This is a genomic window from Pseudobutyrivibrio sp. YE44, assembly GCF_900104335.1.
Taxonomy (GTDB): domain Bacteria; phylum Bacillota; class Clostridia; order Lachnospirales; family Lachnospiraceae; genus Pseudobutyrivibrio.
Window position 1 is genome coordinate 566874 of the sequence record NZ_FMXT01000001.1, and the last position, 18822, is coordinate 585695.

16 protein-coding genes are annotated in these 18822 nt (G+C 38.0%); all 16 read right to left on the minus strand.

What is annotated here, in order from left to right; translation table 11 throughout:
- Positions 1-4: 4 nt before the first annotated feature.
- Entirely contained in the window at positions 5-1525 is a 1521-nt protein-coding gene (locus BLR54_RS02595; protein ID WP_090416647.1) for a Ppx/GppA phosphatase family protein, read from the minus strand.
- 16 nt (positions 1526-1541) lie between these two features.
- Complete coding sequence (pheA, locus tag BLR54_RS02600) at positions 1542-2678, minus strand: prephenate dehydratase (RefSeq protein WP_090416648.1); 1137 nt, start codon at positions 2676-2678, stop codon at positions 1542-1544.
- Between the two features lie 18 nt (positions 2679-2696).
- Positions 2697-3716 carry a DUF5050 domain-containing protein gene (locus BLR54_RS02605; RefSeq protein ID WP_090416649.1) on the minus strand — a complete coding sequence of 340 codons (1020 nt, stop codon included), beginning with the start codon at positions 3714-3716 and terminating at the stop codon, positions 2697-2699.
- 22 nt (positions 3717-3738) lie between these two features.
- Positions 3739-8181 (minus strand): PolC-type DNA polymerase III, encoded by a 4443-nt coding sequence (locus tag BLR54_RS02610; protein ID WP_090416650.1) that lies wholly within the window; start codon positions 8179-8181, stop codon positions 3739-3741.
- 169 nt (positions 8182-8350) lie between these two features.
- Positions 8351-9400 (minus strand): flavodoxin-dependent (E)-4-hydroxy-3-methylbut-2-enyl-diphosphate synthase, encoded by a 1050-nt coding sequence (gene ispG, locus BLR54_RS02615; RefSeq protein WP_090416651.1) that lies wholly within the window; start codon positions 9398-9400, stop codon positions 8351-8353.
- A gap of 57 nt (positions 9401-9457) precedes the next feature.
- Entirely contained in the window at positions 9458-10504 is a 1047-nt protein-coding gene (locus BLR54_RS02620; RefSeq protein ID WP_242871186.1) for a M50 family metallopeptidase, read from the minus strand.
- Positions 10498-11646, minus strand: a complete 1149-nt coding sequence (locus tag BLR54_RS02625; protein ID WP_090416652.1) for a 1-deoxy-D-xylulose-5-phosphate reductoisomerase — start codon at positions 11644-11646, stop codon at positions 10498-10500. The genes BLR54_RS02620 and BLR54_RS02625 overlap by 7 nt, the downstream gene beginning before the upstream one ends.
- 10 nt (positions 11647-11656) lie before the next feature.
- On the minus strand, positions 11657-12460 hold the full coding sequence (locus tag BLR54_RS02630; RefSeq protein ID WP_090416653.1) for a phosphatidate cytidylyltransferase: 804 nt from the start codon (positions 12458-12460) through the stop codon (positions 11657-11659).
- A gap of 13 nt (positions 12461-12473) precedes the next feature.
- Positions 12474-13172 (minus strand): isoprenyl transferase, encoded by a 699-nt coding sequence (locus BLR54_RS02635; RefSeq protein ID WP_090416654.1) that lies wholly within the window; start codon positions 13170-13172, stop codon positions 12474-12476.
- 67 nt (positions 13173-13239) lie between these two features.
- On the minus strand, positions 13240-13794 hold the full coding sequence (gene frr, locus BLR54_RS02640) for a ribosome recycling factor (protein ID WP_090416655.1): 555 nt from the start codon (positions 13792-13794) through the stop codon (positions 13240-13242).
- Between the two features lie 9 nt (positions 13795-13803).
- Positions 13804-14499 carry a UMP kinase gene (gene pyrH, locus BLR54_RS02645; protein ID WP_090416656.1) on the minus strand — a complete coding sequence of 232 codons (696 nt, stop codon included), beginning with the start codon at positions 14497-14499 and terminating at the stop codon, positions 13804-13806.
- 25 nt (positions 14500-14524) lie between these two features.
- On the minus strand, positions 14525-15307 hold the full coding sequence (locus BLR54_RS02650; RefSeq protein ID WP_090416657.1) for a polymer-forming cytoskeletal protein: 783 nt from the start codon (positions 15305-15307) through the stop codon (positions 14525-14527).
- Between the two features lie 23 nt (positions 15308-15330).
- Positions 15331-16185 carry a polysaccharide deacetylase family protein gene (locus BLR54_RS02655; RefSeq protein WP_242871187.1) on the minus strand — a complete coding sequence of 285 codons (855 nt, stop codon included), beginning with the start codon at positions 16183-16185 and terminating at the stop codon, positions 15331-15333.
- Positions 16186-16365: 180 nt separating this feature from the next.
- A complete protein-coding gene (gene tsf / locus BLR54_RS02660; protein WP_090416659.1) occupies positions 16366-17295 on the minus strand; it encodes a translation elongation factor Ts in 930 nt (309 codons plus the stop codon).
- 4 nt (positions 17296-17299) lie between these two features.
- Positions 17300-18031, minus strand: coding sequence for a 30S ribosomal protein S2 (rpsB, locus tag BLR54_RS02665; protein ID WP_090416660.1), 732 nt, complete (start codon positions 18029-18031; stop codon positions 17300-17302).
- Positions 18032-18182: 151 nt separating this feature from the next.
- Positions 18183-18818, minus strand: coding sequence for an endolytic transglycosylase MltG (locus BLR54_RS02670; protein ID WP_090416661.1), 636 nt, complete (start codon positions 18816-18818; stop codon positions 18183-18185).
- Positions 18819-18822: the final 4 nt, after the last annotated feature.

Consider the following 18822-nt stretch of genomic DNA (forward strand, 5'->3'; position numbering starts at 1 on the left):
CCTCCTAAAACTTGGAATTTTCTTTAAGAACAGGCTTAATAGAAAAAATCTGTTCGAAGAAATCCGCATTTTTCTTAAACAAACCCTTTTCTAGAGCCAATGAACTATTGGCTTCAATGGTTATCAAAAGCTCTCTATCCTTTACTCTCATAGAAACATTCTTTATCTTTTGTTTGTGAGAACGATCCAGAGCATTGGCAACCTTAAGAATTGCCAAGAGCTTTAATATCAAAAGATACTCTTCAACGCTAAATCTATCTGAAAGATTTTCATAAGGCTCAACAGGATTCCTATTAAATTCAACTGTTGTAGCAATTATTTCTCTTTCCTTATGACTAAGACCAAGTATTTCTGAAGTCATAATAATTGTATAAGAACAACGTGACGCGTCTGCTAATGAAATATATTTTCCGCAGTCGTGAAGTATTGCTATACATTGCATTAGAACCCTGTGACGTTTAGTCATACCATGATATTTCTTCATGGCGTCAAAAACCTCAGAAGACAGTCTAAACAGTGCCTTTAAATGTGGTTGATAGCTATCATAACGTTTGGCAATAGACCAAGCAGCTGTAATAATATCATTATCAAAATCGTGCCTTGCCTGTAGCCATTTTTTATTGTAGCAATGATTAAATGCCATACCTTCACATATAGAAACACCTGGAGCTACAACAGTTTTAGGACTAAGGGTTTCAGCCATAGTTTTATATAGCATAACCACAGGCTCTAATAGATAATCATTATCCAAATAAAGGTCATTTTCCTTTTGAAAATTCTTTATAAACTGTCTATCAATCTTATTCAAAAATTCAAGATAGTCCTCTACCTTAACCCTTCTACTTGAAAAGGATGCAATTTTCTCAGCAATAGAACTAACATGAACCCCTAGCAAAATCATGTACTTAGGCTCAATATCTCTAAGGAACATAGTTTTGAAAACCTCAAGTTCCTTGTACATCATCTCATAAATCTGTTCCATAGATGTTGCGCCAGTTCCAAGCTTACGAATACTTTCACTGACAGAAACAGTTCCCAAAGACAGATGTTGAGTTGTTATAATTTTTCCTTTAGAAAATAGGGTAAGTTGTAGCGAAACGCCACCAATATCAACAAGAACTGCTGACTCACCTATAAGCTCTTCAAAATCATCTATAGAAGCCACAGCTTCATAGCCTAAAAAGCGTTGTTCAGAATTTGAAAGTACTTCAATAGAAAAATCTGTACGCTGTTTAATCTGCTCTAAGACAATAAGTGCATTGTCTGCCTGGCGAATATTAGGACCAGCGGCAATGGAAAAACTATCAACCTTATAGCCTTCCATTGTTCTCTTCATATCATTTAAAACTCTACAAAGCTTATCCGTGGTTTCAGGCATAATACTGCCTGTATTTAATATATCCTTTATAATATCTGAAGGAGCTTTTATTGTTTCGATATTTTTAATTTTCTTTTGTTTGCCTACCTCAAAGACCTTCATGGTAGTTTCGTAAGAACCCACATATATACTGGCAATAATTTTCATACTAACCCCTTTTTAACTAGTAATTGCCTAAAACTCTAAGGCTAACACATTCTTCCTTTAAACCAGTCAACGCGTTTTGAACTGCTTCATCCTTTAAATTTCCATCAATATCAATAAAGAATCTATATTGCCAATTAACCCCCTTAATTGGTCTTGATTCAATTCTATTCATATTGATTCCATTAAACATCAGATTAGATAGTATCCTATAAAGACTACCTGGCTGATGAGCTATTTCAAGACATAGGCTAATCTTATCTGCATCTTTTCTATATTTTTTCTCCTTAGAAACAATCACAAAACGAGTTTCGTTGTTTTTATCATCCTGAATTGATTCCTCAAGAATATCTAAATCATAAAGAGTTGCATTGTACTTGCTTCCAATAGCAGCCTGAGTGATATCAGCATCATCTCTTATCTTCTGGGCACTCATGGCAGTGTTTCTTAGATTTTTCACGTCCCAATCAATATGCTTTGTGCGGATATATTCTTCACACTGAGCGATTGCCTTAGGATGAGAATAAACTGTTTTTATATCTGAGATCTTAGCTCCCTTAACTCCTAAAAGAGCATGATCAATCTTTAAAATTTGTTCTCCAATTATGGCAACATTATATTCAGACAGTAAATCAAAGTTTTCTTCAATGGAACCAGCCAAGCTATTTTCAATTGGAAGTACTGCATAATCCGCTTTTCCAGAATTTATAGCCTCCATAGCATCACGCCAAAGCTCCACATAAAAGCTATCCTTCATTTCGTCCCCAAAGAAGGCATCCATAGCAAGCTGTGAATACGCTCCCTGAACACCCTGGAAACATACTGTTGCTTCACTAAAGTCAAATTGATCAACTTCTCTAAAGTCTGAATTAAAAGAAATACCATTTTCTCTTAGAATAGAAAACTGTTTTTTTCGACTTATAGACATTATCTGTGTGTAAAGTTCTTTTACAGCTTGACTGGAAAAACCATCATCAACATATGAGGCAAGCTTTTCTAACTTTTCATCCTCTCTAGCCTTATCATACACACACTTGCCAGTTGCTATTTTGTATTCTGCCACCTGACAAGCAAGCTCCATTCTTTTTGTAAATAATCCAAGAATCTCCTTATCTACCTTGTCAATTTCAACTCGAATGTCTTTTAAGTCTCTCATGCTACTCCTATCTAGTAATTATTCGTCTAATGATTGTATTGGAGGATTGAAAATTCCTACCTGGTCACTTCCTTTTAGTACATGGAAGGTAGAGCCTGAAAAATAATCTGCAAAATATACGTATCTACTGGTTACATTAATACTGTTAAATTCACCTTCAGCTAAAAGAACTTCACTTCCAGTGGTTAAATCAACGCGATATAAACCATCAGGATTGCCCTTTATACTCTGATAATAAAGGTAATTGCCATCTATATTATAGCCTGAGGTGCCATAGGTAGTAATTCCTACCTTTTCACCACCGCCTAGAGGCATTTTATATACTCTCTCTTTATGGTCTAAATCCATAAAATAAACATCTGAACCAACTATAGTAGGCATCCAAAGATTTTCGTTAGAGGCAAAGCCAATATCCTTACTAACTATATTTAGAGTGTGAAGATTATGATCTCCAACAACACCAGCAAAATACAGCTTATCTCCAACGAGGCAACGAGGGTCAATAGCGCTTTTATTTACCTCCTGGCCCTCTGTACCATCTATCTTCACGGAATAAAGAGATATACCAGCAGTCTCATCATGTCGTTGATAAAGTATGGTATTACCAGCTAATGCACAGGTAGTACTATCAGCATCATCTAATATCATTACCTTTTTATTTTTTCTGGTCATACGACAAAGACTGTTAAGGTTTACATTTAAGAAACCAAACTGTGAGTTATCTCTATTGGCTTGTCTACAGTAATAAAGATAGTAAGGATCAGCATTTATAAAATAAACACTGTCATTGGCAACAATTTGCACGTTTGTTTCATCAGGATTCATGCTGTAAATTCGATGATAATCATTGGGATTAGCAAAATAAACCACACCATCAATCTCGCAAAACAGACCATTGCCATAAAGATTTCCAATTGTATTACCGTTTACATTGGTTTCGTTGAAGTGAGTGACAGTATTAATGTATTTATAATATCCCGCACCACCAACAAAAGCTACAAAAGCTACAACAATTAAAACTCTTCTAACTATCTTCATTCTTCTGCCCTCCTATTAGGTATTAGAAACTGAAAAAATCGGATAACGAAAGCTGGTTAGACTGTGGTAAATCTTTAATTATGTCTAGCTCTACCATTTTGTCTATTATTGTCTGTGAAACCTTACCTCTATCTTTTATATCGTCAAGTGAAAGGAATTTACCCTGTGCAGCAGCAATCTGTAATTGTTCTGCCGCCTTATCTCCCATTCCTGATATAACATTAAATGGAGGTAAAAGCTTCCCATCTACTATTTTAAAGTATCTTGAGTCAGATTGGTATAGGTCCATAGGTAAAAATTCAAAACCACGTGCATACATTTCCTGAACAAGTCTAAGAGCGATTAATGCATCCTTGTCTGTAGCCGATGGATTTGGCAAAGCCTTAAGGTTTTTAATCTCCTGTTCAGCTCTAGCTTTACCCTGACAACACTTTTCATAATCAAAGCCACCTGCTCTAATAGAGAAGAAAGCCGCATAATAGGCAAGAGGATAATTAATCTTACAATAGGCAACTCGCCAAGCCATCATTACATAAGCTGCAGCATGGGCCTTAGGGAACATATATTTAATTTTCTCACAAGAACCAATGTACCAATCAGGGACACCATGCTCCTGCATATGTTGTTTGTAGGTTGGCCATTCATCACACTTGCCCTTAGCAACTATACCCTTACGAACACGCTCCATAATTGTAAAGGATTCAGCAGGATCAAGTCCCATATGAATAAGGTAAACCATAATATCATCACGGGTACAAATAGCCTCTGTGATTGTTGCAACGCCATTTAAGATAAGATCTTGAGCATTTCCAAGCCATACGTCGGTACCATGAGCAAGTCCAGCAATACGAACCAAATCTGTAAAGTACTGAGGCTTAGCCTCAACAAGCATCTGCATAGCAAAATCGGTACCGAACTCAGGAATACCAAGGGTACCAAGTGGTGTACCCATAATATCATCTGGTGTAATTCCAAGCGCCTTTGTGCTTTGGAACAAGGACATAACATCCTTATCATCAAGTGGAATCTGAGTTGCATCAATTCCAGTTAAATCCTCCAAACGACGAATCATTGTAGGATCCAAGTGACCAAGGATATCAAGCTTAAGCAAGTTAGCATCAATTTTATGGTAATCGAAATGTGTGGTAACAATATCTGTATCTTTATTAGCAGGATGCTGAACCGGCGTAAAGGAATAAATATCCTCTCCATTAGGAAGAACGACTACACCACCAGGATGCTGTCCTGTTGTAGATTTAACACCTTCAACGCCCTTTGCAATACGCTCATTTTCCGCACGACGCTTTCTAACATCTCGCTTTTCAAAATATTTAAGAACATAACCTACAGCGTTCTTATCCGCCAAGGTGGAAACGGTTCCCGCCTTGAAGGTTTGACCTTCACCGAAAATAACCTCTGTGTATTTATGAGCCTTTGACTGATACTCATTGGAGAAGTTAAGATCGATATCAGGCTCCTTATCTCCCTTAAATCCAAGGAAGGTCTCAAAGGGAATATCAAAGCCATCTTTTACAAGAGGTTGACCACATTTAGGACAAACCTTATCCGGCATATCTACTCCGGAAAGACCCATATTAACAATTTCCTGAACCTCAGGGCCGTCAAAATCCACATAGAAACAATTCGGACATCTATAGTGTGGAGGCAGTGGATTAACCTCTGTGATACCAGCCATTGTGGCTGCAAAGGAAGAACCTACAGAACCACGTGAACCAACCAGGTAACCATCCTCGTTAGATTTCCAAACCAGCTTCTGAGCGATAATGTACATTACGGAGTAACCATTACCAATGATAGAATTAAGCTCTCGCTCCAAGCGTGCCGCAACTATCTCAGGAAGCTCTGGTCCATATACCTCATGAGCCTTTGTCTCACAAATTCGTCGTAAATCTTCCTCTGAATTTTCAATAACAGGAGGACATTTATCTGGACGTACCGGATGAATGTACTCACACATATCTGCTATTTTATTTGTATTTTCAATAACTACTTCGTGAGCCTTTGCTAATCCAAGATAAGCAAACTCATCTAACATTTCATCAGTAGAATGTAGATACAGTGGTGCCTGTTGGTCAGCATCGTCAAAGCCTTTGTTTGCCATGATGATACGACGATAAACCTCATCCTCAGGATCAAGAAAATGAACATCGCAGGTTGCAACAACAGGCTTATGGAATTCCTCTCCAAGGGCAACAATTTGCTTGTTTACTTCCTGTAAATCTTTAATAGAATTAAATCTGTCATATCTAGGCTTATCAGAACGAATCATGAATTCGTTGTTACCAACAGGCTGAATTTCAAGGTAATCATAGAAATTAGCAATACGAGCAATTTCAGAATCATCTCTATCATCCACGATTGCATCATACAACTCACCTGCTTCACAAGCCGAACCAATAATCAGACCTTCACGGCACTCCATAAGAAGAGACTTTGGTACCTTAGGATTACGAGAAAAATAATAAAGGTGGGATTCAGAAACAAGTCTATATAAATTGATTCGTCCCAAATCATTTTTAGCAAGAACAATACAATGATGAGATTTCATCTTTTTTATTTGTTCAGGTGTTGGCTTAGCCTTTATATTAAGCTCTGTTAAATCATGTATATTTTCAGCTTCTAGTTTAGTGATAAACTTTTCAAAAATCTTAGCTGTTACCTCTGCATCTGCAACTGCTCTATGATGATGTTCATTAACCACATTTTCCAATTTACAAACGGCATCTAGATTAAATCGAGCATTATTTGGATGAAGATAACGAGCCACCTCAACAGTATCAACATGAGTGTAATCATAATCTAAGCCAAGCTTTTTACAATTGTATCTGATAAAGCTTGTATCGAAACCAGCATTATGGGCAACAAGCACTGTCCCCTGACAAAAATCCATAAACTTAGGCAAGATAACATCAATTGTAGGCGCATCAATAACCATTTCGTCAGTTATAGAGGTAAGCTCTGTAATCTTGTATGGAATAGGAATTTCAGGATTAACAAACTCAGAAAATCTGTCAATAATCTGACCATCCTTAAATTTAACGGCACCGATTTCGATAATCTTACAACTTTTAGGGTTAAAACCAGTTGTTTCAATATCAAATACTACATATTCATCGTGCAATGACTGCCCTTTGCCATTAGTTACAGGACGCTTTGTATCATCAACAAGATAAATCTCACAACCATATATTACCTTGAAATCGCCAAGACCTTTCATATGATCAGCATCACAGAAAGCCTGAACTACACCATGGTCTGTAATAGCAAGAGCCTTGTGGCCCCATTCCTTGGCACGGCTAATTATTGTGGTGATTTCTGATACACCATCAAAGTCGGACATCTTTGTATGGCAATGAAGCTCTACACGCTTTTCAACAGCGGTGTCAGTTCTAACAACTCTGAAGTCCTTAATCTTCTGAACACTATTTATTCTTCCAACGGTTAGTTCTTTAGAGTAAATATCTTCATCCAACTTACCTGATATCTTGTAAAAGCCGCCATTCTTAAGAGCACTTTCAAATTCACGCCCCTGATCTGCATCAGAGAAGAAGAATTTAACAGAAATAGAATCTGTAAAATCTGTCATTGAACCTGTACCAAAATAGCCGCCCTTCTTTGTCTCTCTAAACTCAAGAGCTGAAAGCTGACCTCTAATAACAATTGGCCCAAGTAACTCGCCGTTTATATCCTCCATAGGTGTAGCATTTTCAAGTATCTCGTTACCCATGATAATATCCGGGTCGTCAGATTTGGTAAGAGGTTTGATAAACTTCTTTTCAGGCTCCTCTTCCTTAGCTGTAGTCTTGTCAGACTTCTTTTCGCTTGTAGCATCTGAATTATCTGTTGTAGCTTCCTCAGAAGAAACATTTCTTGAATTAATAGCCTTTATTCTGTTTTCAATCTCAAGCTTAGCATTCTCTAAATATTTACTCTTTACTGGTTCTTTATAATCAAAAACAATAGAAACATTTAAATGACATCTTCTGCAAATGATACTGTGCAAAAGATCATAAAGCTCATTTTCCTTCTCTCTTCCAATTACAGTGTCTTCAATAGTAACCTTTAGCTTACCATCATCTGTAATCTCTACATCAGCTTTTTTATATATGTTAAAAAGAAGAGCACTTCTATCTTCAAGCTCTTCTAAAATACTGTCGTTGTAAGAATTAATTAAATTTTCAGGAGTGTACTGACTTGATAAATCAAAGTCCTCCAAAATGCGAATAGAAACTCCATTACCTGGAAAGAATTGTTTTTTAATAGACTTTTCCAAATGCCAGATGCGACGTTTTGGAATCAATGTATTGAAAGTAACGTATATACGAATATCATCTTTTGAACGACCTGTGCTGACCTTAGTGACTGTAGCATCACTAAGGGCAGTTTCCAAGTCATTTTCTGCATTCATATTGGGAAAAACTTCAAAAAATCCCATTTGATCCATAACTATAATTCTCCGAACAAAAAATCCGCTAGTTACATAAACAATCCTTAATATTTCTACGCTCAGCTGAAGAAAGCTTCGCTAAAGAAATCTAAGAGATTGTTTACTACTAGCTCATCTAATATCTAAAAATATGAATAATTATATTATTACTCAGATTGGTACCATGTTATCGAGGCCAGTTAATGAGTTCCTCGCGAAGTGCATCGAGAAGTTCTGTCTCTGGCATTTTGCGTACGATTTCGCCATGCTTGATAAGAAGACCTTCACCAATTCCGCCAGCTACACCAAGGTCAGCTTCTTTTGCTTCCCCAGGACCGTTAACAACACAACCCATAACAGCAACCTTTATATTAAGGTCAGAGAACTCTTCTACCATAGTCTCTACCTTGTTAGCAAGACCAATCAAATCAATCTGAGTACGTCCACAGGTAGGACAAGATACTACCTCGATACCGCCTGTTCTAAGGCCTAAGGTCTTAAGAATAAGCTTTGCAGTCTTAATCTCTTCGACAGGTGCTCCTGTAAGTGATACGCGAATTGTATCACCTATTCCCTGAGAAAGAATCATAGCAAGACCACATGCGCTTTTAATATTTCCTGCTCTGAGAGTACCAGCCTCTGTAATACCCACATGAAGAGGATGATTAGTCTTATCAGCAATAAGCTCATGTGCCTTAACACACATCATAACATTAGAAGACTTTATACTGATAACAAGGTTATCATAGCCTAAATCTTCGATTATTTTCACCTTATCAAGAGCAGACTCAACCAAGCCTTCTGCTGTAACTCCACCATATTTCTCCACCAATTCCTTTTCAAGAGAACCAGAGTTAACGCCTACACGAATAGGAATATTTTTAGCCTTTGCTGCATCAACAACAGCCTTGATTCTATCGGTGCTTCCGATGTTACCAGGATTGATACGAATCTTGTCTGCTCCATTTTCGATTGCAGCAATTGCTAGTCTATAATCAAAATGAATATCTGCAACAAGAGGAATATTAATCTGCTTCTTAATCTCTGCAATAGCTTTTGCAGCTTCCATGTCAGGGCATGCAACACGGATAATATCACAGCCAGCCTTTTCGAGTTCTTTAATCTGAGCTACTGTTGCTGCAACATCCTGTGTCTTTGTATTACACATTGACTGGATAAGAATTGGATTACCTCCACCTATTACTTTATTTCCAATTTTAACTTCTTTTGTATTCATACACACCTCATCAGTCAGCTAAAGCTGACAGCTTCTCCTCAAGGAGAAGCCAATACTTTATATTAATTTCAAAATATCGTTGTACATTACTACAATCATTAAAAGCATAAGTAATGCAAAGCCAACAAGATTAATTCCATTTTCAATCTCAGGCTTCATCTTCTTACCTCGAATTGCCTCAATGATGATAAGGAAAATACGGCCTCCATCCAAAGCTGGGAATGGAATCAAATTCATAACTCCAAGGTTTGCTGAAAGCAAAATAGCAATTGAAGTAAGATTAATAAATACGTAGAAAATGCCACTGGTAACGGATTCGTCATACACTGTGGATATAGCTGATACCACTCCAACTGGTCCTGAAACATCATTAACAGAAATCTGACCTACAAAAAGTAATTTGATACTTGATATAGTCATATAAATCTGGGATTTAATCTCGTATGCAGCATATTCTAATACTCTCAAAGGCGACACTTTAACAAACTCGTTTGTCTTTGTAATACCAATAAGCTTACGACCAGATTCTTCTGAATATTTAGGTATAATGGTAGCTTTGTGTCGCTGCCCATCTCTCTCGTAAACCACATCAATGGATTCATCTTCAGAATGTAGGAATGTATAAAGGCTAATTTCACTATAAAAATGTACTCGATAACCGCCCAAGCTGATAATCTCATCTCCAGCCTGCATACCGGCTTCATCTGCAGCATAGCCTACAATCACATCTGTGATTGTAGTGTCATTAACACCTATTGAAGCAATATAAACCACAGATAAAATGTAAGCCAAAATGAAATTAAATAATGGACCACCGAAAACAATTTGAAAACGCTGCCAAAGTGATTTGCTACTAAAAGCTCTATCACTATCAGACTCTTCATCCTCGCCTTCCATAACACAGCTTCCACCAAATGGAAGTAGCTTGATACAATACTTTGTTTCTCCTTTTCCCCAAGAAACAAGAGTCGGTCCTAAGCCAAGAGTAAATTCGTTAACCTTAACATCACATTTTTTTGCAAAAAGAAAATGTCCTAGCTCATGAAAAATAATAATAAAACTAAATATAAGTATAGCAAGTATTATCTTTATAATAACTACCACCTGCTCTCTATGAAATCATAAGTCATTTGCTCAGTCTCAAGCACCTGCTCAATAGTAGGATTGTTAATGAAATCTACGTTAATCATAGCTTCAGAAACAATTTCTGGAATCTCTAAGAACTTAATTTTGTTCTTAAGGAATTTAGCAACAGCTCTCTCATTTGCTGCATTGAAAACAGTTGGCATATTGCCGCCTGCATCCATAGCATCATATGCAAGAGATAAGCCGTAAAAGGTCTCCATATCTGGCTTTTCAAAGGTAAGAGTACCTACTTTAAACAAATCAAGAGGCTCAGCATATAAAGTCTTTCTGTTAGGATAGAACAATGCATAAAGAATTGGTAGACGCATATCAGGTGTACCCATCTGTCCAATAACAGCTCCATCCATAAACTCAACAGCTGAATGTAAAATACTCTGAGGATGAACAACAACTTCAACCTGTGCTAAATTAACGTCAAATAACCATTTAGCCTCCATAACCTCAAGACCTTTATTAATCATGGTAGCAGAATCAATTGTAATCTTTGCTCCCATAGACCAGTTAGGATGCTTAAGGGCATCTTCAAGGGTAACCTTTTCAAGGTCTTCTAAAGTACGTCCTCTAAAAGGACCGCCTGAAGCTGTAAGTAAAATCTTAGAGATTTTGTTATGTCTTTCGCCATTTAGCGACTGAAAAATAGCACTGTGTTCGCTATCAACCGGAAGGATTGAAACACCCTTTTCTTTAGCTAACGGCATAATAATATGTCCAGCAGTAACTAGAGTTTCTTTATTTGCTAAAGCAATTGTCTTACCTGCATTTATAGCTGCAATTGTAGGCTGAACACCAATCATACCTACCACAGCAGTAACTACTGTATCAGCATCAGGGTAAGTTGCAACAGCAATAAGTCCCTCCATGCCAAACTTGATTTCTATTTTTAAATCTGAAAGTCTAAGCTTTAAATCCTTTGCAAGTTCTTCTGTTCCAACAGAAACAAGAGAAGGATTGTATTTTCTAATCTGTTTTTCAAAAAGCTCAATATTGCTTCCACATGACATTGCAACAACTGATAAATCCTCAGGATTCTGTGAAACAATATCAAGTGTCTGTGTGCCGATTGAACCAGTTGAACCTAAAATAGATAATTTTTGTGCCATGTCCCTACCTCTATAGATAAATATAATAAGCTAAAAAATATACAAGGGGTGCAGTGATTATAATACTGTCGAATCTATCAAGTACACCACCATGACCAGGAATCAACTTTCCATAATCCTTAATATCAAAATTTCTCTTAATTGCAGATGCAGCCAAATCACCAACCATCGAGATAAGCGCACCTACACCTGAAATACATACTAGTGGTAAAATTGCAAACTCTTCAATAGCAAACACCTTTGAAATAATCACACAGTAAAGTGCTGTAAGAAGCATTGCTCCAACCACACCACCTACTGCACCTTCAATAGATTTCTTAGGTGATAATAAAGGCGACATCTTGTGTTTACCAAACAAAACACCTACACAGTATGCACAGGTATCACAGCCCCAAGAACAAAGAAAAATGAGCCATACAATAAATTGTCCCATCTCAAGCATTCTTGTTTGATAAAGGAAAGAAAGCATTACTCCAACATAAAATAAGCCAAAGAATGCAGCCATTATCTGATGCGCATTGTACTTAGGATATGCAAATACATAAACAGCTAAAAGAGCAATTAAAAATGCAAGCATAATAACCATTACATCATCAATATAATGGAACTTCAAATTGATGTAATAAGCACAACATGCAGCAGCTCCCAAGGCCATAAGAATTGTATTTTCCACCTTAAATATACGATACAGTTCAAACATTCCAATCAAAGAAAGAACCAGCATCACATTTAACAATACCGTGCCACCTGTACAAATAAAAAACAACGCTAGTGCCACCAATACAATTCCACTAATTAATCTTGTCTTAAACATTTAAAATCCTCTCTTATATTCCACCAAAACGACGGTTTCTCTTGTCGTATTCTTCTATTGCTTTCTTTAATTCATCCGGTGTAAATTCTGGCCAAGCCACTGGAGTAAAGTAAAACTCAGCGTAGGCTAACTGCCATAATAAATAATTAGACAGCCTCTGTTCTCCAGAAGTTCTAATCATAAAGTCAGGATCAGGTATATCCTTTGTATCTAGATAAGATGAAAACAACTCTTCATTAATATCTTCTATCTCAAGCTTACCATCCTTTGCATCAGTGGCAACCTGTCTGATAGCTCGAGTCATTTCATCTCTACTTCCATAGTTAATAGCAATTGTAAGTGTAAGGCCTGTAAACTGTGATGAATACTCAGTTAACTCGTTTATAGCTGATATTAACTTTGGATCAAGCTTAGTTAAATCACCAATAAATCTAACTCGAAGATTGTCTTTTTTAGCAGTTCTCATACAGGTCTTAACATATTCGCCAAGAAGCTTCATCAAAGCCTTAACCTCATCTGCCGGTCTAGACCAATTTTCAGTAGAGAATGCATACATGGTTACATACTTAACACCCATTTCATTGGCAGCTCTACAAATTGTTTCAACATTCTTAGCTCCAACTGTATGTCCATAAGTACGTGGCATTCCTTTAGACTTAGCCCAACGGCCATTTCCGTCAAGAATTATCGCAATATGCTCTGGTACGTTCATAATGCCTCCTAATAGTACAAAATAATGAAACAGGGCACATAAAGTGCCCTGTTGAACGGTTATACTGTTAAACAGTCATAATCTCTTTTGTCTTAGCCTCAACAGCCTTGTCTACCTCACCGATAAACTTGTCTGTCATCTTCTGGCACTTATCTTCAAGATCCTTGATTTCATCCTCAGAAACACCCTCATCCTTTGAATGCTTCTTTAAAGCATCAATAGCATCTCTTCTGATATTTCTGATTGCAACCTTAGCATCCTCGCCGTGCTTCTTAACATCTTTTGCGATTTCCTTACGGCGTTCCTCTGTAAGCTCTGGGAAAACAAGACGAATAAGCTTTCCATCATTTGTAGGATTGATTCCAATATCTGACATATTAATTGCCTTCTCAATTTCCTTAACTAATGATGCCTCCCATGGCTGAATCTGAATAAGTCTTGGCTCTGGAACTGAAATATTTGCCACCTGCTGAAGTGGAGTTGGTGCTCCGTAATAATCAACAGTAATCTTATCTAAGATATGTGGGTTAGCACGTCCAGCTCTAATTGTTGTAAACTCACTTTCAAGATTGTTGTAGCTCTTTGTCATTTTCTCTTCGTAAAGCGAAAGTATATTATCCATTGCTCCTCCTTATACTGTAACAACAGTACCATTAAATTTTCCTGAAATAGCCTTAATAATCGAATCCTCTTCGTTAAGAGAGAATACATACATTGGCATTTTCTGCTCCATAGCAATGATTGATGCTGTCATATCAACAACCTGAAGCTTCTTATCAATAACCTCCTGAATGCTAATCTCATCATAGCGCTTAGCATCAGGGTTCTTAGCAGGATCGCTATCATATACACCGTCAATTGACTTTGCAAGAAGAATGCAATCAGCCTCAATTTCAACAGCTCTAAGAACTGTAGGTGTATCTGTAGAGAAATAAGGATGTCCTAAACCACCTGCGAAGAATACAACCATACCCTTTTCAAAGTACTTATTAGCTCTATCCTTAGAGTAAAGCTTAGAAACATTGCCACACTCAAATGGAGTAAGGACAGCTGTCTTCATGCCTTCTGTTCTGAAGATTTCAGAAACATAAATACAGTTCATAACTGTAGCAAGCATTCCAATCTGGTCAGCCTTAGTTCTATCAATCTTTTCAGATGAACGACCTCTCCAGAAATTTCCGCCACCGATAACGACACCAACCTGGATACCATCATCAACAAGCTTCTTAACCTGCTTTGCTACCATTACGCATGTAGCTTCATCAAAACCAAAACCCTTATCCCCAGAAAGTGCTTCTCCGCTAAGTTTTAATACAACTCTTTTCATTTAATTAAAATCCTTTACTTGTTTATTAGATAGCAAATACGCTGTTAACATCAACGTCAGAGTAGCTCTGTGAGCAGAAGCCCTCGATAACAGCACCATTGTTAATCTGAACTGAACGAGACTTAATATTTCCCATTACGACAGCAGATGTATCAACAACAACAGGACCATTTACATCAATGTCACCCTTAACAGCGCCTGCAATAACTGCAGATGTAGCAGTGATGTTTCCGATGATTACAGAACCAACACCAACCTTTGCTGTACCAGTTGTAACAACCTCACCTTCAATCTTAGCTGCATCAGCAAAGAACTCGGCTGAAGATGAATTACCATTAACCTTTCCAGCTACAACAAGCTTTCCATTACATGTAACATCACCAACAATCTCTCCCTGCACTTCGATTGAGCCAACTGACTCAACGTTACCAGAAATCTTCATTCCGGCTGTGATAACTGCATTCTCATCTGAAGCAACTGACTTTGCCTCAGTAGCATTTCCCATAACATCCATTGTCTTTGGTGCCTCCATTTTGTTTTCTTTCTTTACATCTGAGAAGAAAGATTTCTTCTCTGGCTCAACTGCTTCCTTTGCAGCTGGCTGTACAGCCGGATTCGCAGCTGGTGTATCTACCTTAGCAGATACCTGTTCAAGAAGACCATCAAGCTTTGTAAGCTCAGACTCTACGTCAATATCTCCATCAAGAGTATTAACCATAACCTCCTCAGCAGGTGCTTCTTCTCCACCTGGTACGAGCTCATTTACAGCATCGTTAAAATCCTCTTTAAAATCCTTGAAAAAGCCCATTACAATTCCTCCATAACATTATTTTATTGAACAACATTTACTGACTGTATCACTGTTGTATCATCCGTAATTGGTAAAATCATAGCTCCTGCTTCGTTTAATTTTTCAATTAATTTAGGCAGTGCTTCCACAGTTGCATCCTTATTTGATGCATCATGGAACAATACTACAGACGTCTTGTATTTTACCACATCGGACATTACATTATCAACAAGTTCATCCGCTGTAAACGCCCTAGAAGTAGCATCTCCAGACACTACATTCCAGTCATAATATACTGTCCCTTTTTCGTTTAATGAATTGATAAATACAGACATGCTACATTTTCCCACGATGTTGCTACTTCCACCAGGAAATCTGTAGTATTTAGTGTCCACTCCTGTGGTCTCAAGAATCAAATCATGAATCTTGTTATAGTCAGCTTCAAAGGATTCCTTTGAGCTATATATTTCCGAATACTTATGGCTGTAAGAATGCATACCAATAGTATGCCCTTCATCCACTATTCTACGATAGGCATCACCATATTTTGAAGTATCCTGACCAACGACAAAAAAAGTTGCTTTTACGTTGTAATCATCAAGGATATCAAGAATTTTGTTTGTGTTGTCGCTAGGGCCATCATCGAAGGTGAGATACACCATTGGAATATCCCCCTCTTTTGCCTCATTCTCAGCATTGTCAACCTTGTAAAGGTCGTCTAAATAGCTATCCTCAACCATTTGTTCAGGATTATCTACCTCCTGTGAGGTTGCAACGTGAGAAGACAACTCATCAATTTGTCTTTGCAGCGATAATACCTCTACACATAAAAAGGTCATAACACAAAGCGTTAGTATCATGAATCCAACTAAAGTGTAGATAATCATTTTTTTCATTCGGGCTACGCGTTTCCGCTTAGCGCGTTGCCTTTCTAGCCCTTCTCTTGCTATATCCAAGGCACTCATCCTCCCCCTTAAAGTTTCTCTAATATTTTAGCACAATGAACTTACAAGATAAAGGGTAAAAAAATAAAGGATGCACAACATATATGTTGTACACCCTTTATATGAATCTAATTAAGCATTCATCTGAGCTGCAACTTCAGCTGCAAAGTCTTCGTTCTTCTTTTCAAGACCTTCACCAGTCTCAAAACGAACAAAACGCTTTACTGTAAGGTTAGAACCTGTCTCCTTAGAAACCTGCTCTAAGTACTTAGCAACTGTCTGCTTTCCATCCTCAGCCTTAACGTATACCTGATCAAGTAAGCAGATTTCCTTAAGCTCCTTAGATACACGACCTTCGATCATGCCATTGATAACCTTCTCAGGCTTCTGTGACTCCTTAGGATCGTTCATAATCTGAGCAAGAAGGATTTCCTTCTCGTGAGCAATGTAATCAGCTGATACTTCATCACGGCTAACATACTTAGGATTAAGTGCTGCAATCTGCATAGCAAGATTTGTAGCAGCTTCCTTAGCAGCATCGCTTTCAGCACCGTCCATATCAACGATAACGCCGATACGTCCGCCACCGTGAGTATAAGATACTACGAAACCATCAGATGTAACCTTCTCAAATCTTCTAAGAGAAAGCTTCTCACCGATTGTAGCAACCATCTCTACGTGAACATCGTTAACTGTCTTTGATGAATCCTCTGCCCATGGCTGAGTTAATAACTCATCGATTGAGTTAACATCAGACTTAAGAATCTGGTTTGCAACCTGCTCTACATATGTCTGGAACTTATCGTTCTTAGCAACGAAGTCAGTCTCTGAGTTAACCTCAAGAACAACTGCTGTATTGCCTTCTACAACTACCTTGCAGATACCCTCTGCTGCGATACGAGATGCCTTCTTTTCAGCCTTAGCTGCACCATTCTTACGAAGGAGCTCGAAAGCTGCATCCATATCACCATCGCACTCAGCGAGTGCCTTCTTACAATCCATCATACCTGCGCCAGACTGCTCGCGAAGGTCCTTTACCATTGCTGCTGTAATAGCTGCCATAATCTTATGCCTCCTCTACTGCTTCTGCTGAATCCTCAGCAACTTCGTTCATTTCACCCTGCTTTGCCTCGATAACAGCATCTGCCATCTTTGCAACGATAAGCTTTACTGCACGGATAGCGTCATCGTTACCAGGGATTACATAATCAAGCTCATCTGGATCACAGTTAGTATCACAAACACCTACAAGTGGAATACCGAGTGCGTGTGCTTCTTGAACACAGATGTGCTCCTTCTTAGGATCAATAATGAAGATAGCGTCTGGAATTCTGTTCATCTCCTTGATTCCGCCGAGAACCTTTGTAAGCTTCTCCTGCTCCTTCTTAAGAAGAATAACTTCCTTCTTTGGAAGCTGCTCAAATACTCCGTCTGCTTCCATCTTCTCGATTTCCTTAAGACGTGCAATTCTTGTCTGAACTGTCTTAAAGTTTGTAAGCATACCACCGAGCCATCTCTCGTTTACATAGTACATACCGCAACGCTCTGCCTCTGATGCGATAGCATCCTGAGCCTGCTTCTTTGTACCAACGAAAAGAATTGTACCGCCCTGCTGTGCGATATCAAAGATAACGTCATAAGCATCGTCTACCATACCTACAGACTTCTGAAGGTCGATAATGTGGATACCATTACGCTCTGTGTAGATGTAAGGAGCCATCTTAGGGTTCCATCTACGTGTCTGATGTCCGAAGTGAACACCTGCCTCAAGTAACTGCTTCATTGAAATAACACTCATTTTAATACCTCCTGGTTTGTTCTTCCGCATAATTCTTCCCAACAAAAACCCGACCTACGATAGGCTAGGAACCATTGTCAGTCCTTATGCGTGTATAATTATAAACAGCTCTTAGAATTTATCATAAAAATTCTAAAAAATCAACTATTATTTATTCACCAGCCTTTGGAGTTTTAGGCTTTTCAGGGGCCTGCTCAGCTTCCTGTGCCTTAGGTGGTGTAGTTGTTCTAACTTTCTTGTTTACAAGTAAAGCAACTATATCGTCATAGCTGGCACCAGATTGAATGTAGAAGGTGCCTGTCTTTACAAGATTGTCTACCTTTAGAGAGTTTAGATATTTATTGAATTTATCAGCAGAGTCTACCAACCCCGCCTTTTCAAGATTCTTGCAAATTACTTCAGAAGACTGTCCTGGTTTTACAGAAAAAGGAATGTAAGTAACAGATGTGTCTTCAGAAGATTCTGTAGCTGTTTCTGTAGCATTTTCCCCTGATGTAGGAACAGCTTCCTCTGCAATTTCAGTAGATGCCTCTTCAGAAGACTCCTCAAGGGAAACATCAGGCTCTTCTGTAGTCTCAATATCATTTTTATCTGAGCCCTTATCCTGAGAACTAATCTCTTCCTCAGGCATTGTCATACCAAGCTCTGTAGCTCTTTCAATAATTTCTTCATCTGAAATGGTATCCTTAAGTAAGGAATCTCTTCCAAAGTAAAAGCTTACTGTAAGAAGCAAGGTAGCAAAAGTAATACCAATTCCAATTCCTCTTAAATAGTACTTTAATCTCATAACA

Bases quoted from the DNA above. Each gene is read 5' to 3' on its own strand.
- BLR54_RS02630 (WP_090416653.1), bottom strand. From the start codon at position 12,460: ATGTTTAAGACAAGATTAATTAGTGGAATTGTATTGGTGGCACTAGCG.
- BLR54_RS02655 (WP_242871187.1), bottom strand. From the start codon at position 16,185: ATGAAAAAAATGATTATCTACACTTTAGTTGGATTCATGATACTAACG.
- BLR54_RS02625 (WP_090416652.1), bottom strand. From the start codon at position 11,646: ATGGCACAAAAATTATCTATTTTAGGTTCAACTGGTTCAATCGGCACA.
- pyrH (WP_090416656.1), bottom strand. From the start codon at position 14,499: ATGAAAAGAGTTGTATTAAAACTTAGCGGAGAAGCACTTTCTGGGGAT.
- BLR54_RS02670 (WP_090416661.1), bottom strand. From the start codon at position 18,818: ATGAGATTAAAGTACTATTTAAGAGGAATTGGAATTGGTATTACTTTT.
- BLR54_RS02650 (WP_090416657.1), bottom strand. From the start codon at position 15,307: ATGGGCTTTTTCAAGGATTTTAAAGAGGATTTTAACGATGCTGTAAAT.
- BLR54_RS02595 (WP_090416647.1), bottom strand. From the start codon at position 1,525: ATGAAAATTATTGCCAGTATATATGTGGGTTCTTACGAAACTACCATG.
- rpsB (WP_090416660.1), bottom strand. From the start codon at position 18,031: ATGAGTGTTATTTCAATGAAGCAGTTACTTGAGGCAGGTGTTCACTTC.
- tsf (WP_090416659.1), bottom strand. From the start codon at position 17,295: ATGGCAGCTATTACAGCAGCAATGGTAAAGGACCTTCGCGAGCAGTCT.
- BLR54_RS02635 (WP_090416654.1), bottom strand. From the start codon at position 13,172: ATGAACGTACCAGAGCATATTGCGATAATTCTTGACGGAAATGGCCGT.
- BLR54_RS02605 (WP_090416649.1), bottom strand. From the start codon at position 3,716: ATGAAGATAGTTAGAAGAGTTTTAATTGTTGTAGCTTTTGTAGCTTTT.
- frr (WP_090416655.1), bottom strand. From the start codon at position 13,794: ATGGATAATATACTTTCGCTTTACGAAGAGAAAATGACAAAGAGCTAC.
- pheA (WP_090416648.1), bottom strand. From the start codon at position 2,678: ATGAGAGACTTAAAAGACATTCGAGTTGAAATTGACAAGGTAGATAAG.
- ispG (WP_090416651.1), bottom strand. From the start codon at position 9,400: ATGAATACAAAAGAAGTTAAAATTGGAAATAAAGTAATAGGTGGAGGT.
- BLR54_RS02610 (WP_090416650.1), bottom strand. From the start codon at position 8,181: ATGGATCAAATGGGATTTTTTGAAGTTTTTCCCAATATGAATGCAGAA.